This is a genomic window from Collinsella sp. LCP19S3_C9 (assembly GCF_052121575.1).
Classification (GTDB): Bacteria; Actinomycetota; Coriobacteriia; order Coriobacteriales; family Coriobacteriaceae; genus Collinsella.
The window spans coordinates 169703-189728 of the sequence record NZ_JBQKDZ010000001.1; the positions used below are offsets into that span (position 1 = coordinate 169703).

Here is a 20026-nt window from a genome sequence, read left to right on the forward strand (position 1 = left end):
GCGGCTTTGCTGCGCGAATCCTGCGGTTTTGTAATCAAAAAGTGTGGATGCTCCGGGGCCTCGTTTTTACTCGTTCACTTCTCGGGAAAAGTATTAGAGCTCAGCTGGTAGGGGTACCGCTTTGGCGTCGAAGCCCCGCGTCTTCTCCGCTTGATTGGGGAAAGTGTCCTCGCTTAAGCAATTGCGTTCCTGCCCAGACGTATCTGCGGAGTCGTCTGCACAATTCGCGGTATTATGGTGCGGAGTTTTGAAAGGAGCCGCTGGTGGTCACGACGACGTTTGCTTCGCCTTTGGGCGAAATCCTGCTTGCCGCTGATGGCCGCGGTCTGACGGGGCTTTGGTTTGAGGGGCAGGAGCACTTTGGCTCCACGCTTCTCCGGGAAGACTCCGAACATGTTGAAGGGGCCGATGCGGTTTCCGGTGCTGGTGGCTTGTCGTCGGCGAGTCCGGCTCATGGTGCGGCTTCTTCGGTGCTTGAGCGTTCGTGGGCTTGGCTGAATGCTTATTTTGCAGGGCAGGAGCCTCTGTATACGCCGCCGTTGCATATGATCGGTACGGCGTTTCAGCGTGAAGTCTGGTTTGAGCTGCTTTCTATTCCGCGTGGCGAGGTCGCCACGTATGGCGAGATTGCGGCTCGTGTCGCCGCCCGCCATCGGGTGCCGGGGAACGAGGACCCCGTTGTGTCTCCTCGTGCGGTGGGGGCTGCGGTCGCTCGCAACCCTATTTCGATTATCGTGCCGTGCCATCGCGTGGTTGCCGCCGACGGCTCGCTTAACGGATATGCCGGCGGGCTCGATCGCAAGGAGTGGCTGCTTCGGCTTGAGGGCGCGTACGAGGAATAACGTTCGAGCGCTTTGCATAGCCAAGATGCCGTGAAAGAACGGGACACGCTTTCCGAATGGAGACTCAGACGGAAACCACGTCCCGGAATTCCGTTTTAAAGCGGGATGCGCTTTCCGAATGGCGTCCCAAGCGGAAACCGTGTCCCGGAATACAGCCTCAGAGTGGGACGTCGTTTCCGGTTGAGACCACCTGCTTGGACATCTTTCTACGCTCGCTCTTGCAGGGCGTAGATCGACTTATCCATGTTGAACAGGTAAGCCACGACGCAGACAATAAAGAACATCGGCAGATTACCAAAGCCGAAGACTTCGCAGCCAATAAGGATGGGTGCGAGCAGCGTATTGGTGGCGCTGCCAAAGACGGCTGCGTAGCCCAGCGCGGCGCAGAACTCGGCGGGCATGCCGAGAATCCCGGCGAGTACGACACCCAGGCTGGCTCCGATGGAAAACAGCGGCGTCACCTCACCACCCTGATATCCTGCGGCAAGTGTGGCGATGGTGAGTACGAATTTGAGCGCCCAGTCCCAAGGCATGATGGTGACCTTACCGTTACCGTTGAGCGCCGCCGATATCAGGTTGGTGCCAAGGCCGCAGTATCGACCCTGCCACAGTGCGAACAGAATCGCCGATAGCGCGATGCCGATAGCGGCGATGCGCGCATAGGGGTTGGGGAGCAGCCGCGCCGCAAGGGTCTTGGTATGGGCAAGGCACCAGGCAAAAGCTCCACCTACCATACCAAACGCGATGCCTAGTACCGCAAGCCGTCCAAGACCGGGGAGGTCAAGCGCGCATGAGGCGACAACGGCGACCGCGAACTTCTCGAGTCCCAGGACACCGGAGGCCATACTTGCGGCGAGCGAGGCTGTAAGCGCGGGAAACAGCGCGCGGTATTCCATGCGTCCTGCGACCAGTACTTCGATAGCAAAGACCGTGGCAGCAAGGGGCGTTCGAAAGAGCCCGGCAAAGCCGGCGGCCATGCCGATAAGCAAAAACGTGTTGCCGGGGTCTCGGAAAGGTAGACGTCGGCCGATCCAATGTGAGACGGTTGCACCGATCTGCACGGCCACACCCTCGCGTCCCGCACTGCCGCCAAAGAGGTGCGTCCCCCACGTGCTCAGCATAATGAGCGGCACCAAGCGCGGCGAGATGGCGTCCTCACGCCCGTGGCCTACGTCGAATACCAGGCTCATGCCGCGGTCGGTGCCCTTGCCCCAAGCGCGGTAGGCAAACACGATGGCAAGGCCCATAAGGGCGAGGAAGGGGAGGAGCAGGGTGATGTGCTCGTCGCGGAAGGCGCCGATCGCCAAAAGCACGCGTCCAAAGAGCGCGCAGATGGCGCCAACGATGATACCGACGGGGATTCCGACGGCACCCATAAGCACAAGACCGCTATAGGTGTTGAGCAGACGTTTGATTCTGCTCGATGCGCTGCTTTCCGACACTTCTCCTCCAAAACAAAAAAGACTCCTGCCGCAGCGTGATGCCTAGGGGCATCACGTAACAGCAGAAGTCATCAGCAACAAGGCGGTTTAGGGTAACGCGGCAGCTTGGCTGGCGCACCCAACGGAGACATTCATTCCGCAGTGGCATCATAGCGGTGGATACGGTTTGGGTCAAATGGTTGCCGTGGACAGTCCTGGTGCCTGCCCGCACCCCTCGTTTCCCCATATAAAACCTGCCAAAATAAACCTGTCCCTTTTTGGTCGGTGCGAAATGGGTAATACTAAAGAGTTATCCGACCAGATGGGAATTAATCGATGGCTTATATCGAATTCAAAGACGTCGTCAAAGCATACGGCGAGGGTGACGCCCGCATTCACGCGCTCGATGGCGCGAGCTTTACGGTCGAGCGCGGTGAGCTCGCCATTATCCTGGGTGCTTCGGGTGCCGGCAAGACCACGGCGCTCAACATTCTGGGTGGCATGGATACGGCGACTTCCGGCACCGTAACGGTGGATGGGCGCGACGTGAGTTCCGCCAATGAGGCGCAGCTCGTGGAATACCGCCGCGCCGACGTCGGCTTTGTCTTCCAGTTCTATAACCTGGTTCCCAACCTGACGGCGCTCGAAAACGTCGAGCTTGCGGCGCAAATCTGCCCCGATTCGTTCGATGCCGAGCAAACGCTTCGCCAGGTTGGCCTGGGCGAGCGCCTCGCCAACTTCCCCGCGCAGCTTTCGGGCGGCGAGCAGCAGCGCGTGTCCATCGCCCGCGCACTGGCCAAGAACCCCAAGCTGCTCCTGTGCGATGAGCCCACGGGTGCTCTCGACTACAAAACCGGCAAGCAGATTTTGCAGCTGCTGCAGGATACCTGCCGCAAGCAGGGCATTACGGTCATCATCATCACGCACAACTCCGCGCTCGCGCCCATGGCCGATCGCCTGATCTGCTTTAAGAGCGGTCGTGTGGAGAGCGAGACGGTCCAGCAAAATCCCGTGCCTATCGAGACGATCGAGTGGTAGCGCCCATGGACCAAGATCGCCAAAACAGCCAAAACCACGATACGGAGCACGTGGGTAACGATCGGGAGTTCGCGACCTACCGTACCGCTCAAAGCTCAAATGATATGGCGCCGACGGTTTTTCGCCGTGGCATCTCCCGCACAATCCGAGGCAGTCTTAAGCGCTTCCTATCTATCGTGGTCATTACCGCGCTCGGCGTGAGCGTGATGTGCGGTCTTAAGGCGGGCTGCGAGGATCTGCGCGATTCGGTCGACGTCTATTTTGACCAGCAGAATGTCTATGACATTAACGTGCAGTCGACCTATGGCCTTACGCGCGACGATCTTGCGGCCATTCAAGAGGTCGACGGCGTCGAGACGGCCGAGGGCATCTACACCGAGACCGCCTACACCGCCGTGGGTACCACGCGCGAGCGTGTAGTCGTGCAGAGCTTTTCCAGGAAGAATATCGATCAACCGGTGCTGGTGAGCGGCGATTTGCCCGAGAGCGCCGGCGAGGTCGCGGTGACTTCGAAGTTCCTGAAGGCTTCGGGCAAAAAGCTCGGCGACACGGTGAGTTTTGCCGCCAATGACGCGAGCTCGTCGAACCAAAGCGCCAAGGACCAGTTTGCCGCGGGTGATTACACCATTACGGCCGAGGTCCTCGATCCTACTGATGTGAGCTCCGACTCGACAGTCAACGCCTTTCGCGCTGCTTCGGCTGCGGACTATAAGTTCTATGTGAGCGAGGATGCCGCGACATCTTCTTCCTACTCCGCGGTCCACGTGATCGTCGAGGGAGCCAAGAGCCTCAACTCCTATTCAGATACCTACACGACAAAGATCAACGAGGTCAAGGGTAATATCGAGAAGATTCGCGACGAGCGTGAGAAGGTGCGCGCCCAAGAGCTGACGGTCGACGCGCCGGCAAGCTTGGATGCCTCCGAGCGCCAGGCGAATATGCTCTTTGGGATTGAGCAGGACAACATCAACCGCATGCCCCAGGGCAGTGAGGAGCGCGCTCGGGCTCAGGCCGATTTGGACCAGCGCCGCGCCGCCACCGACCAGCAGTTTGCCGATGCACGCGCCGAGCTTTCCGATCTGGGCGAATGCACTTGGTACATCCAGGATCGCGGTAACATCGCAAGCTACTCAAGCGTCGAGAGCGACAGCTCTTCGATTGAGGCCATCGCCACGGTTTTCCCATTTATTTTCTTCGTCGTAGCCGTGCTCATCAGCCTTACCACCGCTACTCGTATGGTCGAGGAGGAGCGCACGCTCATTGGCTTATACAAGGCGCTCGGCTATTCACGCGGGCGAATCCTGTCCAAATACGTGGACTACTCGCTGTGGGCATGTCTGTTCGGCGGCGTACTCGGCAACATCATCGGATTTGTGGGGTTGCCGCTGTTCCTGTTTACGGTGTTCGATGACATGTACTCACTGCCCCAGATGCTGCTTTCGTACGACATCGTGTCCTCGATCGTCTCGGTGGCGCTGTTTACCGTGGGCGTGGTGGGTGCCACGATTATCGCCTGCCGCCACGAGATGGCCGAGACCCCAGCCTCGCTTATGCGTCCCAAGGCCCCGCGAGCCGGCTCGCGCATCTTGCTTGAGCGCATCGGCTTTATTTGGCGCCGCATGGGCTTTTTGAACAAGGTGGCAGCGCGTAACCTGTTCCGCTACAAAAAACGTGCCTTTATGACCATCTTCGGTATCGCCGGCTGCACGGCGCTTGTGATCTGCGGTATGGGCATCCGCGATACGTCGGTGGCGCTTTCGCCCAAACAGTACGGGCATATCACGCGCTATGACTTGCTGGCGGTCGCCAATCCCGATGACTATGCTCAGACGTGTGCGGCGCTGGAAGAGCGTAGCGCGGCCAGCGACTCCGGCGTACGCGTGACCTCGACCCTGCCGATTATGACCGACAACGTCACCTTTACGTTTGGCGGTAAGAGCGAGACCGTACAGCTCATCGTGATTCCCGACGACCGCACGAATGACCTGGACGATTACGTGCGCCTGGAGGATGAGTCCAAAGAACCGCTCGCCCTGCGTGACGGGGACGTGTATTTAAGCAAGAGTTCACAGCTGGTGCTGGGGATTCAGCCGGGCGATACGGCGCAGGTCCAGGATTCGTCGCTCAATGTTACCAAGGTCAAGGTTAGCGATATCTCGCTCAATTATTTGGGCAACACGCTTTATATGACGCAGGGCACCTATGAGCGCGCGTTCGGCCGAAGCGCGCGTCTTAACGGCATCTTTGTGCTGCTTAAGGGCTCGTCGGCCGACCAGATTGCGTTTAGCAAGAAGCTTAAGAGTGACGGTTGGCTTACGATTTCGAGTACGGCCGAGCATTGGGAGAACTATGAGTCGAACTTTACGATTATCAATTCGGTCGTAGTGCTTGTGACCTTTATGGCGGCGTGCCTGTCGTTTGTGGTGGTGTTTACGCTGTCTAATACGAATATTTCGGAGCGCGAACGCGAGCTGGCGACCATCAAGGTGCTGGGCTTCCGCCGTGGCGAGGTGCACCACTACGTCAATAAGGAGACGTTGATCCTTACGGCGATTGGCACCGCACTGGGCGTGCCGCTGGGTGGCCTGCTTGCCGAGAGCTTTACGTACGTTCTTCAGATGCCGTCGCTGTACTTTGATGTTGAGGTCGAGCCGCTGAGTTTCGCGCTCGCTGTGGTGCTTTCGTTTGGCTTTACGATTATCGTCAACCTCGCCACCAACCGAACCCTCAACAAGATTGACATGGTCGGTGCCCTCAAGAGCGCCGAGTAACCTGTTCTTGGATTCAAGTTGTAGCGAGCTGTGACGTGTCGCAGTCGCTTTATTGCATAAACCGCCCCGCTGAATGCATATTTTGGCGGGGCGGTTGCTTTTTACCCGCAGGTACCCCCAGGGGCGGCGTGCAAATTCCGGAGAATTCAGCATTCCGGAGTCCACGAGTATGGGAGCGGGCGCACAAAACTGCGCTGAAAGCCCTGATTCTGAGCTCCCAACGCCTCAAGAGCCGCTCGTTTTTACAAGATACGGCCCATGGCGCCTGCCTTTCGCCCAAAATTCAGTATGCAGGCACCCTCGGCTGCTGAAAACTCCCAAAAATGCACGGCGCCTCCTGCCCTAGGCACCCGCAGCAAGAAGACGAATAGCCTCGGCGAGCATGTAAACGCAGGGCCCTCCGACCCCGACCGACGATTTCGATTGGCGACCCTTGACGGAGTCAAGGGAGGAGCCAAATCGAAATACGTTGGGCGGGGTCGGAGGGCCCGATGGGATGGATTTCGGCCGAGGCTATTCGTCGCCGAAGCTGATGCCCAGCGCCTTGGCCTCGCGTACCAGGTCGCTCTGGGGATCGACAAACTTGAGCTTGCCGGCGACCTCCTCGAGCGGCATGTGGCACATCTTGCCGTCACGCAGGGCAATCATGTAGCCAAACTCGCCGCGTAGGCAGCCCAGTGCCGCCTCAACGCCGCACTGGGTCGCAAAGATGCGGTCCTGGGCGTCGGGCTGACCGCCGCGCTGCGTGTGGCCGGGGATGGCGACGCGGGTCTCGCGACCGGTCTTGGCCTCGATTTCCTTGGCAATGTCGTAGACAATCGACGGACTCGTGCGCTCGGCGAGCTTCTTCTTGTACTCCTTCTTGGGCAGCGCCGCGTCCTCCTTGGAGATAGCGCCCTCGGCGACGGCCACGATCGTAAAGCGGCTGCCGGTTTCCATGCGATGCTCGATGGTCTTGATGACGTTACCCATGTCGTAGGGAATCTCGGGAATCAGGATGACGTCCGCACCGCCCGCGACGCCAGCGTACAGCGGGATCCAGCCAACCTTGTGGCCCATGATCTCGATAACGAACACGCGGCCGTGACTCGAGGCGGTGGTGTGGATGTCGTCGATGCACTTGGTGGCGACGTCGATGGCGCTCGTAAAGCCAAACGTCATTTCGGTGCCCCAGGTGTCGTTATCGATGGTCTTGGGCAGAGCGATAACGTTGAGGCCCTCTTCGCGCAGGCGGTTGGCGGTCTTGGTGGAGCCGTTGCCGCCCAGCATAAACAGGCAGTCGAGTTGCAGCTTGTGATAGGTGTGGACCATCGCAGGCACCTTCTCGACACCGTCGGCCTCGGGAATGTCCAGGCGCTTGAACGGCGTGCGGCTCGTGCCCAAAATGGTGCCGCCGCGGGTGAGGATGCCGCTAAAATCGGCGGGCGTCATGACGCGGAACCTGCTGTAGATAAGGCCCTGGTAGCCGTCCTCAAAACCATAGATCTCGATAGGTTCTTCGCTATTGGTCATAAGCGTTTTGACGATGCCGCGCATGGTGGCGTTGAGCGCCTGACAGTCGCCGCCGCTGGTAAGAAGACCGATCCTAAGCATGATGAATCCTTCCGGGCAAGTTATAACATGCGCATAAGTTTACCCCCGCACACTGTTGATACGGGGGTAAAACGTGTTAGCTCAAGCGTATAGAAATGTAAACAACGTCAGGCGAGCGTAAGGTCGACGGGCCTGGCTCCTTACAGTGCGAAGGCGTCGACGTCGCCCCAGTGGCGGCGCAGCGTAATAGCGGCGGCGGGTTCGGTATTGTCAAAGACGACCGACCATTGCGTATTGCTGGTGATGTCTCCCTGTTTGGGCTCTTGCGCTGCGGCGCGCAGGGCTTCCCAGGCAATCGTTTCGTCCTGGGCACCGACATGGGCGTCAAGGACATCGGCAATTGCGACGGCGCGCTCTTTACCATGGCCCAGCTCGCCGTTCTTTTGGTTGGGCAGCACTTCGTCGCCATAGCAGGGGTAGAAGTTCGTAACCTGGCGTACAGGAGTCGCTTTGAAAGCGCGGTCCGGATCGTGCGGATCCCACTCTACTACGCGCGCGTCACCGGTGGCGTCGTTGATAAAGAAGTGATAATCGCGTCCTGCCATGGCGTGCATGTCGTAGGCGGAAAGCAGGTCGACAGCTTCTTGCGTGGTGGCGGCACGGTCGAGTACCAGACGGATGGCGAGCGAGGTATTGATGACAGGGCGTTGCGTGTCCTGGTCACAGGGCTTGGAATCCAGGGTGAGCACGGCAACGGACACGCCGCATTCGTTAACACCGTCGAGCTGGGCAAACGGACCCATGAGTGCGGCGGCGCGTCCGGCGACGGAATCAAGCGGAGTGTTATCGCCCAGGTTGTTAAGGGCGGCAAACCCGATGGAGGCATAGCCGCCGCGTGGGTGATTGCGCACCAGCAGCGCCGAGGTGTCGTCCTTAAAGTCGTAATTGCGACCGGTGCGCACGCGGCCTTCGGCATCTACGGCGACAAAAGCGCTGCAGGCAAACTGGGGAGCCTGGACATGTGCCGGCACACCGGGCAGCACCTGCGCCACCACGGCATCGATGTAGGCCTGGTCGTCGCGCACGCCAGCGGCGATGATGCGATCAAGATCGTAGTCGTAGGCAATGTCGATTGCGTACAGGTCATAGCCATCCGCGTAGCCGGTCAAGCGTTTGAGCGACGCGGCGGACTTGATTTGCTTGCGGTAAACGATACCGGTGGCAGCGGCAAGGCCGACGGCGACTCCCGCGACACCGCAGGCGATGGCAATGTTACGTGGCTTCATGACGGCTCCTCTCGTCCTGTTAGCGTAATTATCGCAAAAGGAGCGCGGGCATGATGGCTCAACCTGGTGAGTGGCACGGGATTAAACATGGAATGAAGAGTGCGGCGCTGGCGTGGCGGGGTATGCTGGAGGGGACCATCAACCCAGCGAAAGGGGAGAGCATGACGGATCAGGAAACGCCCGAACGCGCGCATGTGACGGCCGACGATATCGAGGCCGCCAACGACCTTATCGACTTTATCGAGGCGTGCCCCAGCATGTTCCATACGGCGGCGACCATTATGGCCGAGCTCGACGAGGCGGGCTTTACCTACCTGCCCGAGAATGCGGCGTGGGACATCGAGCCGGGCGGGCGTTATTACACGCAGCGCAACACCTCGAGCGTTATCGCCTTTAAGGTGGGCGAGGACCTGGCCGCGACGTGGGGCGAGGACGGCGTTGCCGGTGACTATCATTTTCAGCTCACGGCGTCGCACAGCGATTCTCCGACGTTTAAGGTCAAGGCCGTGCCCGAGCTTGACGGCGCGGGCGAGACGCTGCGCCTGAACACCGAGGCCTACGGCGGCATGATCGACTACACCTGGTTCGATCGCCCGTTGGCGCTGGCTGGACGCGTGCTGGTGCGCGAGGGCGACCGTATTGAGAGCCGCCTGCTTGCCACCGAGCGCGAGGTCGCTATCATTCCGAGCCTTGCTATCCATATGAACCGCGGCGTCAATGAGGGCTTTGCACCCAACCGCGCCGTCGACTTGTGCCCGCTCATCAGCGCCGGTGAGCTTAAGCAGGGCGACTTTGATGCTCTGATCGCCGACGAACTGGACGTCGAGCCCGAGCAGATTTTGGGCCGCGATCTGTTCCTGGTCAATCGTCAGGACGCGCGCATTTGGGGCTGGGCCGACGAGTTTATCTCGACGCCCAAGCTCGACGACCTAGCCTGCGCCTACACCTCGCTGCAGGCATTTTTGGGCGCCGAGAATGCGCATGACATCTCGGTCTTTTGCTGCTTCGACAACGAGGAGGTTGGCTCCGAGACCAAGCAGGGCGCCATGTCGACGTTCTTGGCCGATGCGTTGCGTCGCATTAACGGGTCGCTGGGCTTTGATGACGAGTCGTACCACCGTGCGCTTGCCGCCTCGATGCTCGTGAGCTGCGACAACGCGCACGCCGTGCATCCCAACCACGCCGAGAAGTGCGATGCCCACAACCAGGTCGTGCTCAACGGCGGTATCGTCATCAAGGAAGCCGCCAACCAGCACTACTGCACCGATGCCTTTAGCCGCGCAGTGTTCCAGGCCATCTGCGATGACGCAGACGTGCCCACGCAAGCCTTTGCCAACAAGAGCGATATGGCGGGTGGCTCCACGCTCGGCAATCTGTCCAATATGCAGGCGAGTATGCACGCCGTGGACGTGGGCCTGCCGCAGCTGGCCATGCACTCGAGCTACGAGACCGGTGGTGTGCGCGACGTGATGTACGCGATTCGTGCCCTCACGGCTTTCTACGAGCGCGACCTAAACATCAACGGTGCCGAAAGTGTGGAGCTCTAAAACCTGCCAAAAAAAGACGGGTTTATTTTGGCAGGTTTTATCTGGGCAAATGCCGCAATGTCAACGGTAAGACGGAGCTGCTAAGGCTTGCAGATGAAGCCGACGCCAGCGGAACCGCCGCAGGTAGAGCAAAAGTCAGCGAGAGCCCGCCGTTTGAGCCAAGGTGCCGTGAAATGAAAAGGCGCTGACCTTCTGGTCGCGCCTTTGAAATTGAACGGCAGATTGGCCAAACGGCGGGCTCGCAGCGTCGAGGGGTTCCGGCGTTTGGTAAAACGCCGGAACAACCTAATGCTCAATCCAACAACGTAAAGTTTCGCCGGCCAGCAGGTGACGCAGATTCTCCGCGGCGATGTCGACCACGTTATTGAGCGTGGCGGCCAGGTGGAACCAGCCGGAGACGTGCGGCGTGATGAGCATGTTGGGTGCATCCCACAGCGGGCTTGTGGCGGGCAGCGGCTCGGGATCGGTGACGTCGACCGCGGCGCCGGCGAGATGTCCCGATTCCAGAGCGGCAACCAGGTCGTCGGCGACCACAAGATCGCCGCGGCCGCCGTTGGCAAAGAACGCGCCCGGTTTCATCGCGGCGAAGAACTCGGCGTTCGCCAGACCGCGGGTCTCGGGCGTGCTGGGCATAAAGGATGCAACGATGTCGGCCTCTGCCAGGCGCTCAGACAGGGCATCCATGCCGTCCATGTCCTCAAACACAATGGGGTAGACGAGCGGATGGCGCTTGATGCCGCGGACATGCGCACCCATGCTGCGGCAGAGCGTGGCAAAGTGGCCGCCGATATCGCCTGCGCCCAGCACCAGCACGTTGGCGTTTTTGAGCGAGGCGACCGGCCCCAAATCCTCCCAGCGATGCTCGCGCTGCAAGTCGTGATAGCCGGGCAGGCGCTTCATCATGGAAAGGACCATGGCAAACATGTGCTCGCTCACGGCCTGACCGTAGGCGCCGATCGAGCAAGACAGCTTGGCTTCAGCCGGCACGGTGCCGGCGGCAAGGTAGTCGTCATAGCCGGCGGTCTGCAATTGCAACAGCTGGAGATGGTCGCATGCCGTGAGCATGTCAGGGTCGATGTTGCCCAGGATCACGTCGGCATCGGCGACCTGTTCGCGCGTGATATCGCCGGCGCTCGTGTAGATAAAATCCTCGCCCGGAGCGCTCGACTCAAGAATTGCACGATGGCGGTCGTTGACGGGCAGCAAAACCAGGATGTTCACAAGCATTCCTCTCCGCTCAACCTGCCAAAAAGGGACAGGTTTTTTTTGGCAGGTTTTATCTGGCAAAACGTTCAAATAAAACGCCGGATGCAAGACGAGCGTGCCCGTCAGCATCCGGCGCATCTACGGCTACCAGCTCAGCAGCTCGTAGCCGTCCTCGGTCACCACGAGCTGTACCTCGCACTGGGCCGAGTCGCTGCCGTCCTTGGTGCGCACGCACCACCCATCGCCCTTGCTAATCTTAATGTCGGGTGTTCCGGCGTTGACCATGGGCTCGATAGTAAAGACCATGCCCGGAACCATGATAGTGTCCACGTCGGGCGCCTCGGTGGTAAAGCCCACAAACGGGTCCTCGTGGAACTCCTTGCCAATGCCGTGGCCACCGTACTCGCGCACCACGCTAAAGCCGGCGTCCTCGACCGTCTTTTGTACGGCCTCGGCCATCACGGAGAGCGGCAGCCATGGCTTGACGGCTGCCAGACCCGCCTCCACGCTGGCGCGGGTGACGTCGACCAAGCGCTGGCGCTCGGCCGAGACCTTGCCGATGCAGAACATGCGGCTCGAGTCGCTAAAATAGCCGTCTAAGATCGTTGAGCAGTCCACGTTGATGATGTCGCCCTCGTGCAGTACGTCCGTATCGCAGGGAATGCCGTGGCAGACTACGTCATTGATCGAGGTACACACGCTCTTGGGGTAGCCCTCGTAGTTGAGGTCGGCCGGCGTTCCACCATGCTCGACGGTGTAGTCGTAGATCATCTGGTCGATCTGGTTGGTGGTCATGCCCGCGGTGATATGCTCACCCACATAATCGAGCACGCCCACGTTGATGGCGGCCGAGCGCTTGATGCCCTCGATATCGGCAGGCGTCTTATAGAGCGTGCGGGGCAGGACGTTCCAGCCCTCTTCCCACAGGCGCTCGAGGCGCTCATCAAAGGAGCTGTGACATTTCTTGTATTTTTTGCCGCTGCCGCACCAGCAAGCGTCGTTGCGGCCAGGCACGGGTCCATTGTCAAACATGGCTAACTTCCTTTCATCCGAGGCTAGTATAGCCCACCCGCAGAGCAGCTAATTTGGGACGGGGCTTTTTTGACTGCTTTTGTCCGCGCGGCCTTGCGCCGCCCATATCGCTCCCAAAAGCAGTCAAAAAAGCCCCGTCCCAAATTAGCTGCTCTTGGGCAGACGGGTGCTAGTAACTCACCTGGCAGGGGATGCCGAGGGAGCGCACGCGTGCGGCAATCGCGTCGAGCGCCTCGGGAGCCGCTTTAGCAAGGCCGGCGACTGGTGTCTCGCGCGCCACCGTGTAGATGGTCGCCTCCTGCGGACGAATGCGCTCGAGCGCCGCAAGCCAAGGGCCGACGTATTCGTCGCCCGTGTTGTCAATAGACTTGCCTTGGTACTCGCCGGTTAGGAATAGCGTCTGAATGATAACGTGGCCCTCAAAGCTCGCGAACGTCTCGATCTGGTGCTCGACGTCGTAGGGACCAACGGGCTGGTCGAGCAGCTGGATAAATGCCGGATCGACCGTATCGAGCTTGAGGATGTTGTCGTCGACCATCATGAGCGCATCATGCACCTGGGGACGGTCGGCGCGCGTGCCGTTGGAAAGCACGGCAATCTTGGTGTTCGGGGCCAACTGGTCGCGAAGCGCGACAGCGCCGGCGATAGCCTGCGGGAACTCCGGTGCGGCGGTGGGCTCGCCGTTGCCGGCAAACGTGATTACATCGGGCAGCTCACCCTCGACCTTCATCTCGCGTAGTTTGGCTTCGAGTGCGTCGAGCACCACGGCAGCCGTGTTGTGTGGCTCGTGGCAGGGGCGTTCGGCGTTGAGTCCGTTTTCGCAGTAAATGCAGTCAAAGGTGCAAATCTTGCCGCTGGCAGGCATCATGTTGACGCCGAGCGAGAGTCCAAGGCGTCGGCTGCGGACGGGCCCAAAGATGGGGCTGGCATTCAAAAACGTAGACATAGGCATATGCTCCTCGGGACAGTTGTACTTAAGCATAGCATTGGCCCCCGTGCCAATCGCGGGTCTGGACACTGTTGTCTAAGCCGAAACTGTGCAGCCTGGTGAGTTTTCGGAACCCTATCATGAAAGGGTGCGAGTCGGGTACAGTAAACGCATTTAAGTATGCGCAACATGGCGCCAGACTGTCCAAGTCGCACCTCGGTGCGGCCTGATGGCGTTGACGATAGGATCACAACATGGATTTTACGGTCGAAAATGCGGGCACCACGATTGCCTGTCGCGAATATGCCGGCCCGGATGTGTCGTCCGATGCGCCCGCCTTGGTGTGCGTGCACGGTGCGTGCGTCGACGGCACATTTTTTGATGGCATCGCCCACGAGCTCGCCTGTGGCTATCGCGTCATTGCCTATGACCGCCGTGGTTGCGGCGAGAGCGACGATGCGGCAGACAGGCGCTACGATCTGGCAGTTCAGGCTGCCGACCTGCGAGCTGTTATCCAACATGCCGGCGCCCCGGCAAATGTCCTCGCGCACAGCGCTGGCACGCTCGTTGCCCTTGAACTCCTTCATGCGGATGCGGCGGCAGTATCGTCTGCGATTTTGCATGAGCCGGCCGTGACGGATGAGGGCGCCGGCCTGGGCGCGGCCCCGGTTTTGCTCGAGATGATCGCTGCGGGAAAGGTCTCCAGGGCGTTACGGGCCTTCCTTGGCGCCATCGGCGATTCGGACCCTGAGGCCCCCAAGTTAACCGAGGCAGAAGCCAAGCATGCCCTGCGCAACGGCCGCAGTTTCATGGCAAACGAATACGGGATTACTATGACCTGCGTTCCCGATTGGGATAGCGTTCGCGCGTCGAAAACGGTGGCCGCCGTGCTCTTGGGTGAACTCTCGATTGGCACGCCCCGCGAGGCGGGCACGAGGATGGCGGCTGAGCTTTTGGACTGTCCACTCGTAATGGTTCCCGGCGCGCACAACGGCCTGCGCGATCGCCCGGCAGCGGCTGCCCAGACTGTTCGTGGCATCCTGGGGCTCTAGCGCTTGCAATAGCCGAAACAGCCTTCACCCGCAAACGTTTCGGCCGTGTTAACAAATGTGCTCAAAACCTCACGTCTGCGGCTTCAATCGCGTCGCCTGCCAACTCATAAAAATGTAACAGCATTCACGTGCTTACCTGCATCGGCAAGGTGTTACCCTTGTAACAATTGGAACCCATCGCTACCATGCGAAACTATCGAAAGGGCCCCATATGCTCAATAATCACGAGGCAAATCTAACCGACGAGGAGGCTGCCGCCGAGGTCGCCCGCGTCGCGCAGACCTACCCCGTGGTACGTTTGCTGTCGGCCGACCAGATTAAGAGCGAGCCTAACTGCTTGCTCGCCGGCGATCGCTGCCCTTGTCTGCGTCAGTCGAGTCTTGAGGCCTTGGCAGATTCGGGTGAGGTGTCGGAGCAACTGCTCAACGATGGTGTTGAGTACCGCGCCCGTCTGCGCCCTCTAAAGGTCGAGGGTGAGCCTCACGTCTTGCTGATGGTGCGTCCGATTGATGAGCAAGAGGCTGCAGAAGAGGACCTTGTCTACACCGACGTGCTGACGGGCGTGCGCAATCGCCGATATTACGAGGAAAAGCTCCGTAGCGCCCGCATGAATGCCGGCGTTGCGATGATCGACCTTGATGATTTTAGGGTCTTTAACGATACGTCTGGCCGTCATGCCGGCGACCTTGCGCTCGGTGCTGTGGCGACAGCCATGCGCAGCGGAATCCGTTCGACTGACGAGCTTGTGCGCTATGGCTGCGACAAGTTTGTGGTTGTCATGCCCAATATTCCCTCCGATGACTTCACCCTTCGCCTGCATCAGGTATCCGATGCCGTTCATGCCACGATTATTCCGGGCCATGAGTACGCGAGCTTGACGGCATGTGTTGGTGGCGTTCTCATTCATGGCGAGACGGTCGATGAGGGCGTTGGCCGCGCCGTCCAGTTATTGAGCCGCGCTAAGGCAAAAGCCGGTACGGTCGTGACCGATGCCGATTCCATCGAGGCCTTCCAAAGCGAAAAGCCTTTGGTGCTTATTGTCGATGACTCCGAGATGAACCGAGCCATTCTCAACGAGATGCTTAAGGATGAGTATTGCATCCTCGAGGCTGATAACGGTCGTGCGGCGCTCGACATGGTCGACCGCTATGGCGATGAGTTGTCGCTCGTGCTGCTGGATATTGTCATGTCGGACATGAGCGGCTGTGAGGTGCTGGCCGAGCTTTCGCGTCAGGCAGCCCTCGATAGCCTACCTGTTATTATGATCTCGAGCGAAGATACCGACGACGCGGTGTTACGTGCTTACGATTTGGGCGCCTCGGACTATATCAGTCGCCCGTTCGATGACCGCATTGTGCGTCGTCGCGTCAACAATATTATTCGACTGTATGCCAAACAGCGTCGTCTGACGAGTCTGCTGTCGCAGCAGTACAATGCGCGCGTCAATAACAGCCGTATACTCGTCGACATCATGGCGAGCGTCATGGAAGTACGTAATGGCGAAAGCGGCAGGCATGTCACGCATATCGAGAAGTTGACTGAGCTGCTGCTTGGCGACTTGGCGCGACGGAGCGACAAGTACTCTCTTGGCAACGAGGAGCGTTCTTCGATTGCGTTGGCGTCGGCGCTGCACGATATCGGCAAGATGTCGATCGACGATGCGATTCTCAACAAGCCCGGACGTCTGACGCCCGAAGAGTTTGAAATAATGAAGACGCATACTACCATTGGCGCCGACATGCTGCGCAATCTGGACAGACACCATGAAGGAAGTGCCCTTTTGGACTATGCGTACCAAATCGCCCGCTGGCATCATGAACGTTGGGATGGTACGGGCTATCCTGACGGTCTTAAGGGCGACGATATCCCCATTGCCGCTCAGGTGGTCTCGGTGGCCGATGTGTACGATGCGTTGACGAGCGTACGTGTGTACAAGGACGCCATTTCGCAAGAAGAGGCGATTCGGATGATTTTGGACGGTGAGTGCGGCGCTTTCAATCCGCTGCTTATCGAGTGTCTGCTCGAAGTGCGCGATCGCATTGCCGAGACGCTGGAGCGCCCTGCGGACGTTGTCGCGTTCCCTTCGGTTTAAGCTAGGCAAAGGGACGCCCCGTCGGACCATGTGGCCGGCGGGGCGTCCTTATCTGTTGTGCGGTTCGCGAACTAGCGGGCCTGCTTTACCTTGGCCGCCGCCTCGACAAACGACTTCCACAGGTTAAAGTCGGTCTCGAGCGTCTGCCAGGTGTACTCGGGATGCCATTGCACACCCAGGCAGAAAGGCTGGCCTTCGACTTCGATGCACTCGGGAACGCCGTCGGTTGCCTTGGCGACCAAGCGCGTGCTTTTACCCAGACGCTCGACGCAGCAGTGGTGTGCGGAGTTGGTCTGGATCAGCCTGTGCCCGCCAACCGCGCGCTCCAGAAGCGAGCCCGGCACGACCTCGACGGGATGCACGGGGTCGTTGAGCACGTGGGTATGGCGCCACTGCGTGCGCCCCTCGCGAGCGCCCAGGCTCGGTACGTCCATGCACAGGGTGCCGCCGGTGGCGACATTGAGCAGCTGCGTGCCGCGGCAGGTGGTAAAGAGCGGCTTTTTGGCGCGGAGTACCTCGTCGACCAGCTTAAACTCAAAGCTATCGCGGATCTCGCAGCAGAGGGTGGGGTCGTAGGGTCGATCATCGCCCCAACGTTTGGGATTGACATCGGGGCCGCCGGGAATGGCGATGCCGTCGGCGATATCGACGTAATGACGGATGACATCAATGTCCTCGGTGATGGACATCTGCAGCGGCAGGCCGCCGGCGGCAAGGATGGCATCGACAAAGACACTGGCGATTTCCTCGTTGGGGGAGAGCGTCTCGCTTAAAAACGGCTTTGCCTCTTCCCAGCGCGGCGCCACCAGGATGAGCGGGCGGTCGGCGGGGGCAACGTCGACGTGCGGGGTATAGGACGAGGAAGTACGTGTTCCGATCATGGGTGCTGCTTTCGAATCTGAAGGTGACAGGGCGCATGAGAGACGTGGGACAACACTTTCAATGGATTTGTCCCAAGGAGTTGCTGGTTAGTGGCCCTTGATGGAGTTGAGGAAGTCCTGGGCGCGCTTGGTCTGGGGGTGGTCGAAGAACTCGTCGGGCGTGCCGGTTTCCACGATTTGGCCGTCGGCCATAAACACGACGCGATCGGCCACGCGGCGGGCAAAGTTCATCTCGTGCGTAATGACGATCATCGTCATGCCCTGCTGGGCCAGACGGACCATGACCTCGAGCACCTCGTTGATCATCTCGGGGTCAAGGGCGCTCGTGGGCTCATCAAAAAGCATGGCCTTGGGTTGCATGGCAAGCGAGCGGGCGATGGCTACGCGCTGCTGCTGGCCGCCCGAGAGCTGTGCGGGCACCTTATCGGCCTGTTCGGCAACGCCCACGCGGCCCAGCAGGTCCATGGCGCGCTCGCGGGCCTCGTCCTTGGAGACGCCCAGCACGTCGACCGGTCCCAGCATGACGTTCTGCAGCACGGTCATATGTGCGAACAGGTTGAACTGCTGAAACACCATGCCCAGCTCGGCACGCATACGGGCAAGGTCCTTGCCTTCCTGCGGCAGGGGCTCGCCTTCGATGAGGATCTCGCCCGAGTCGATGGTTTCCAAGCGGTTGATGGTTCGGCACATGGTCGACTTGCCCGAGCCCGAGGGGCCGATCACGACGACGACCTCGCCGCGGTCGACCGAGAGATTGATGTCGTTGAGGACGTGCAGATCGCCATAGTGCTTATCGACGTGCTTGAGCTCGATCAGCGGCTGATTGCCGGTGGAAGAGGTGCTCTGTGCCATGGTGCTCGGCTCCTTATGACTGGAAATGGTAAAGCGTTAGCGGATGATGGTCGCGCCGGTCTTGTGCGAAACGTAGACAGCGGCCTTGTTGATCGCGACGTTGATGAGGATGTAGATGACCGCGATTACCAGGTAGACCGACACAAGGGCGTCGTAGTTGGTAATGAGCACGCGGGCATTTTGCATGAGGTCGGGGTAGCTCACCACGTAAGCGACGGTGGTGTCTTTGACTACGACCACAAGCTGCGAAATCAACGACGGAATGATAAACCGAATCGCCTGCGGCAGCACGATTTTAAAGGTGATTTTAGCTTTGGAGAGACCGAGCGCTTGGGCTGCCTCGACCTGCCCGCGCGGCACGGCGTTGACGCCCGCGCGAAAGATCTCGGCCAGCACGCCGGCTGCAGCGAGCGCGACGGGGAGCGTGAGCATCCAAAACGACGGCAGCGCAATTTTGTACTGAGGCAGCACCAAAAAGAAGAAGTAGATGAACAGCAGGCTCGGTACGCCGCGGAAGAAATCGGTGAGCACGCGGCAGACCAGCTGCAGCGGCTTAATGTCGCTGGTGCGGCCGAGCATAAGGGCTAGGCCCAACACCAGCGCGATGGCGCCAGCGGTGAGTGCGACTTTAACGGTGCCCTCAAAGCCGGCAAGCAGGAACTTCCAGGTGGTGAGGTGCGTAAAGAAATACCAATAGTGGACCGAAAGCTGACCGGTCACATAAAAGCGCTGCAACACGAGGACGACGAGCGCGGCGACGGCAACAAGCGAGATGGCGGTGCCGATGCGAATCTTGGCACGCATCTTGGGGCCGGGGGCCTCGTAGAGCGCATCGCGCATGGTGAGCGCGGAGGTGGAATGCTTGCTCATCGGAGGATCCTCACCTTCTTATCGATGTAGTTGCCAACGTGGCTCACCACAAAGGCCGTGCCCAGGTAGCCGAGCGCCGAGATAAAGAACGCGGCGACGCCGCCGAGCGAGCGCGTGTTGATGTAGCTCACCACGCCGGTGAGCTCCTGCGGTTGAAGCGGTACCTGGCTGCCGAGTGCGGTGGTGAGCATGACGGCGATAAAGAGGTTGGTCATGGGCAGCACGCTCGAGCGCAGCGCCTGCGGAATCACGATCTTGGCGAGGATGCGGCTGAAGCTCATGCCGAGCGAGCGCGCGGCTTCCACCTGGCCGACGCCGACGGTGTTGATGCCGCTCATAAAGTTCTCGGAGCCAAAGGCCGAGCCCAAAAGGACCGTGGCGACGATAACGCAGGTGCGGTAGGGCAGGACGACCTTGAGCGGCGGCAGCGCATAGACGACGATGATAAGCAGCGCGATGCCGGGGATGTTACGGAAGACCTGAACATACAGGTCGCCAAAAATGCGCAGCGGCTTGAGCGGCGACACGCGCATCACGGTGACAGCGACGGCCAGCACCATGGCGATGGCAAACGACTCAAGCGTCATGCCCCAGGTTGCTAGCAGCGCGTCGATATAGTTCTGGCCATAGAGCGACCAGAGCTCGGAGAGACTCATGCGGACCTCCCGCCGATAA

16 protein-coding genes are annotated in these 20026 nt (G+C 59.9%); 6 read left to right on the plus strand and 10 right to left on the minus strand.

The window, feature by feature from the left end:
- The first annotated feature begins 263 nt into the window (after positions 1-263).
- A complete protein-coding gene (locus tag ACTQXI_RS00750; RefSeq protein ID WP_441049076.1) occupies positions 264-842 on the plus strand; it encodes a methylated-DNA--[protein]-cysteine S-methyltransferase in 579 nt (192 codons plus the stop codon).
- Between the two features lie 206 nt (positions 843-1048).
- Here the strand turns inward: ACTQXI_RS00750 and ACTQXI_RS00755 are convergent, their stop codons facing one another.
- Positions 1049-2284 (minus strand): chloride channel protein, encoded by a 1236-nt coding sequence (locus ACTQXI_RS00755; RefSeq protein ID WP_441049075.1) that lies wholly within the window; start codon positions 2282-2284, stop codon positions 1049-1051.
- A gap of 315 nt (positions 2285-2599) precedes the next feature.
- Between ACTQXI_RS00755 and ACTQXI_RS00760 the strand changes: the two genes are divergently transcribed.
- Entirely contained in the window at positions 2600-3301 is a 702-nt protein-coding gene (locus ACTQXI_RS00760; protein WP_427718202.1) for an ABC transporter ATP-binding protein, read from the plus strand.
- A 5-nt stretch (positions 3302-3306) separates the two neighbouring features.
- Positions 3307-6072: an FtsX-like permease family protein gene (locus ACTQXI_RS00765; protein WP_441049074.1), complete on the plus strand. Its 2766-nt coding sequence runs from the start codon at positions 3307-3309 to the stop codon at positions 6070-6072.
- A gap of 513 nt (positions 6073-6585) precedes the next feature.
- Here the strand turns inward: ACTQXI_RS00765 and ACTQXI_RS00770 are convergent.
- Positions 6586-7665, minus strand: coding sequence for a 6-phosphofructokinase (locus ACTQXI_RS00770; protein ID WP_154514896.1), 1080 nt, complete (start codon positions 7663-7665; stop codon positions 6586-6588).
- A 140-nt stretch (positions 7666-7805) separates the two neighbouring features.
- Complete coding sequence (locus tag ACTQXI_RS00775) at positions 7806-8891, minus strand: carcinine hydrolase/isopenicillin-N N-acyltransferase family protein (protein WP_441015206.1); 1086 nt, start codon at positions 8889-8891, stop codon at positions 7806-7808.
- A 161-nt stretch (positions 8892-9052) separates the two neighbouring features.
- On the opposite strand from ACTQXI_RS00775, the gene ACTQXI_RS00780 reads away from it, so the two are divergent.
- Positions 9053-10438, plus strand: a complete 1386-nt coding sequence (locus ACTQXI_RS00780; protein ID WP_427793650.1) for a M18 family aminopeptidase — start codon at positions 9053-9055, stop codon at positions 10436-10438.
- Positions 10439-10723: 285 nt separating this feature from the next.
- On the opposite strand, the gene ACTQXI_RS00785 is transcribed toward ACTQXI_RS00780, so the two are convergent.
- From ACTQXI_RS00785 to ACTQXI_RS00795, 3 genes are all read right to left on the minus strand, one after another.
- Entirely contained in the window at positions 10724-11665 is a 942-nt protein-coding gene (locus ACTQXI_RS00785) for a D-2-hydroxyacid dehydrogenase (RefSeq protein WP_441049073.1), read from the minus strand.
- A 123-nt stretch (positions 11666-11788) separates the two neighbouring features.
- A complete protein-coding gene (gene map, locus ACTQXI_RS00790; RefSeq protein WP_441049072.1) occupies positions 11789-12676 on the minus strand; it encodes a type I methionyl aminopeptidase in 888 nt (295 codons plus the stop codon).
- Positions 12677-12845: 169 nt separating this feature from the next.
- Positions 12846-13622 (minus strand): radical SAM protein, encoded by a 777-nt coding sequence (locus tag ACTQXI_RS00795; RefSeq protein ID WP_441049071.1) that lies wholly within the window; start codon positions 13620-13622, stop codon positions 12846-12848.
- Positions 13623-13858: 236 nt separating this feature from the next.
- Between ACTQXI_RS00795 and ACTQXI_RS00800 the strand changes: the two genes are divergently transcribed.
- Both ACTQXI_RS00800 and ACTQXI_RS00805 read left to right on the plus strand, forming a co-directional pair.
- Positions 13859-14656 carry an alpha/beta fold hydrolase gene (locus ACTQXI_RS00800; RefSeq protein WP_441049070.1) on the plus strand — a complete coding sequence of 266 codons (798 nt, stop codon included), beginning with the start codon at positions 13859-13861 and terminating at the stop codon, positions 14654-14656.
- 211 nt (positions 14657-14867) lie between these two features.
- A complete protein-coding gene (locus ACTQXI_RS00805; RefSeq protein ID WP_441049069.1) occupies positions 14868-16748 on the plus strand; it encodes a diguanylate cyclase in 1881 nt (626 codons plus the stop codon).
- Positions 16749-16819: 71 nt separating this feature from the next.
- Here ACTQXI_RS00805 and ACTQXI_RS00810 read toward each other — a convergent pair whose 3' ends face one another.
- From ACTQXI_RS00810 to ACTQXI_RS00825, 4 genes are all read right to left on the minus strand, one after another.
- Complete coding sequence (locus tag ACTQXI_RS00810) at positions 16820-17629, minus strand: gamma-glutamyl-gamma-aminobutyrate hydrolase family protein (RefSeq protein WP_427728070.1); 810 nt, start codon at positions 17627-17629, stop codon at positions 16820-16822.
- 87 nt (positions 17630-17716) lie between these two features.
- Positions 17717-18481, minus strand: a complete 765-nt coding sequence (locus tag ACTQXI_RS00815; protein WP_117840240.1) for an amino acid ABC transporter ATP-binding protein — start codon at positions 18479-18481, stop codon at positions 17717-17719.
- Between the two features lie 36 nt (positions 18482-18517).
- Positions 18518-19351, minus strand: a complete 834-nt coding sequence (locus tag ACTQXI_RS00820; protein WP_022094658.1) for an amino acid ABC transporter permease — start codon at positions 19349-19351, stop codon at positions 18518-18520.
- The gene (locus tag ACTQXI_RS00825; protein ID WP_441015196.1) at positions 19348-20007 is read right to left on the minus strand and encodes an amino acid ABC transporter permease; all 660 of its coding nucleotides are present in this window, start codon (positions 20005-20007) and stop codon (positions 19348-19350) included. The genes ACTQXI_RS00820 and ACTQXI_RS00825 overlap by 4 nt, the downstream gene beginning before the upstream one ends.
- Positions 20008-20026 lie beyond the last annotated feature (19 nt).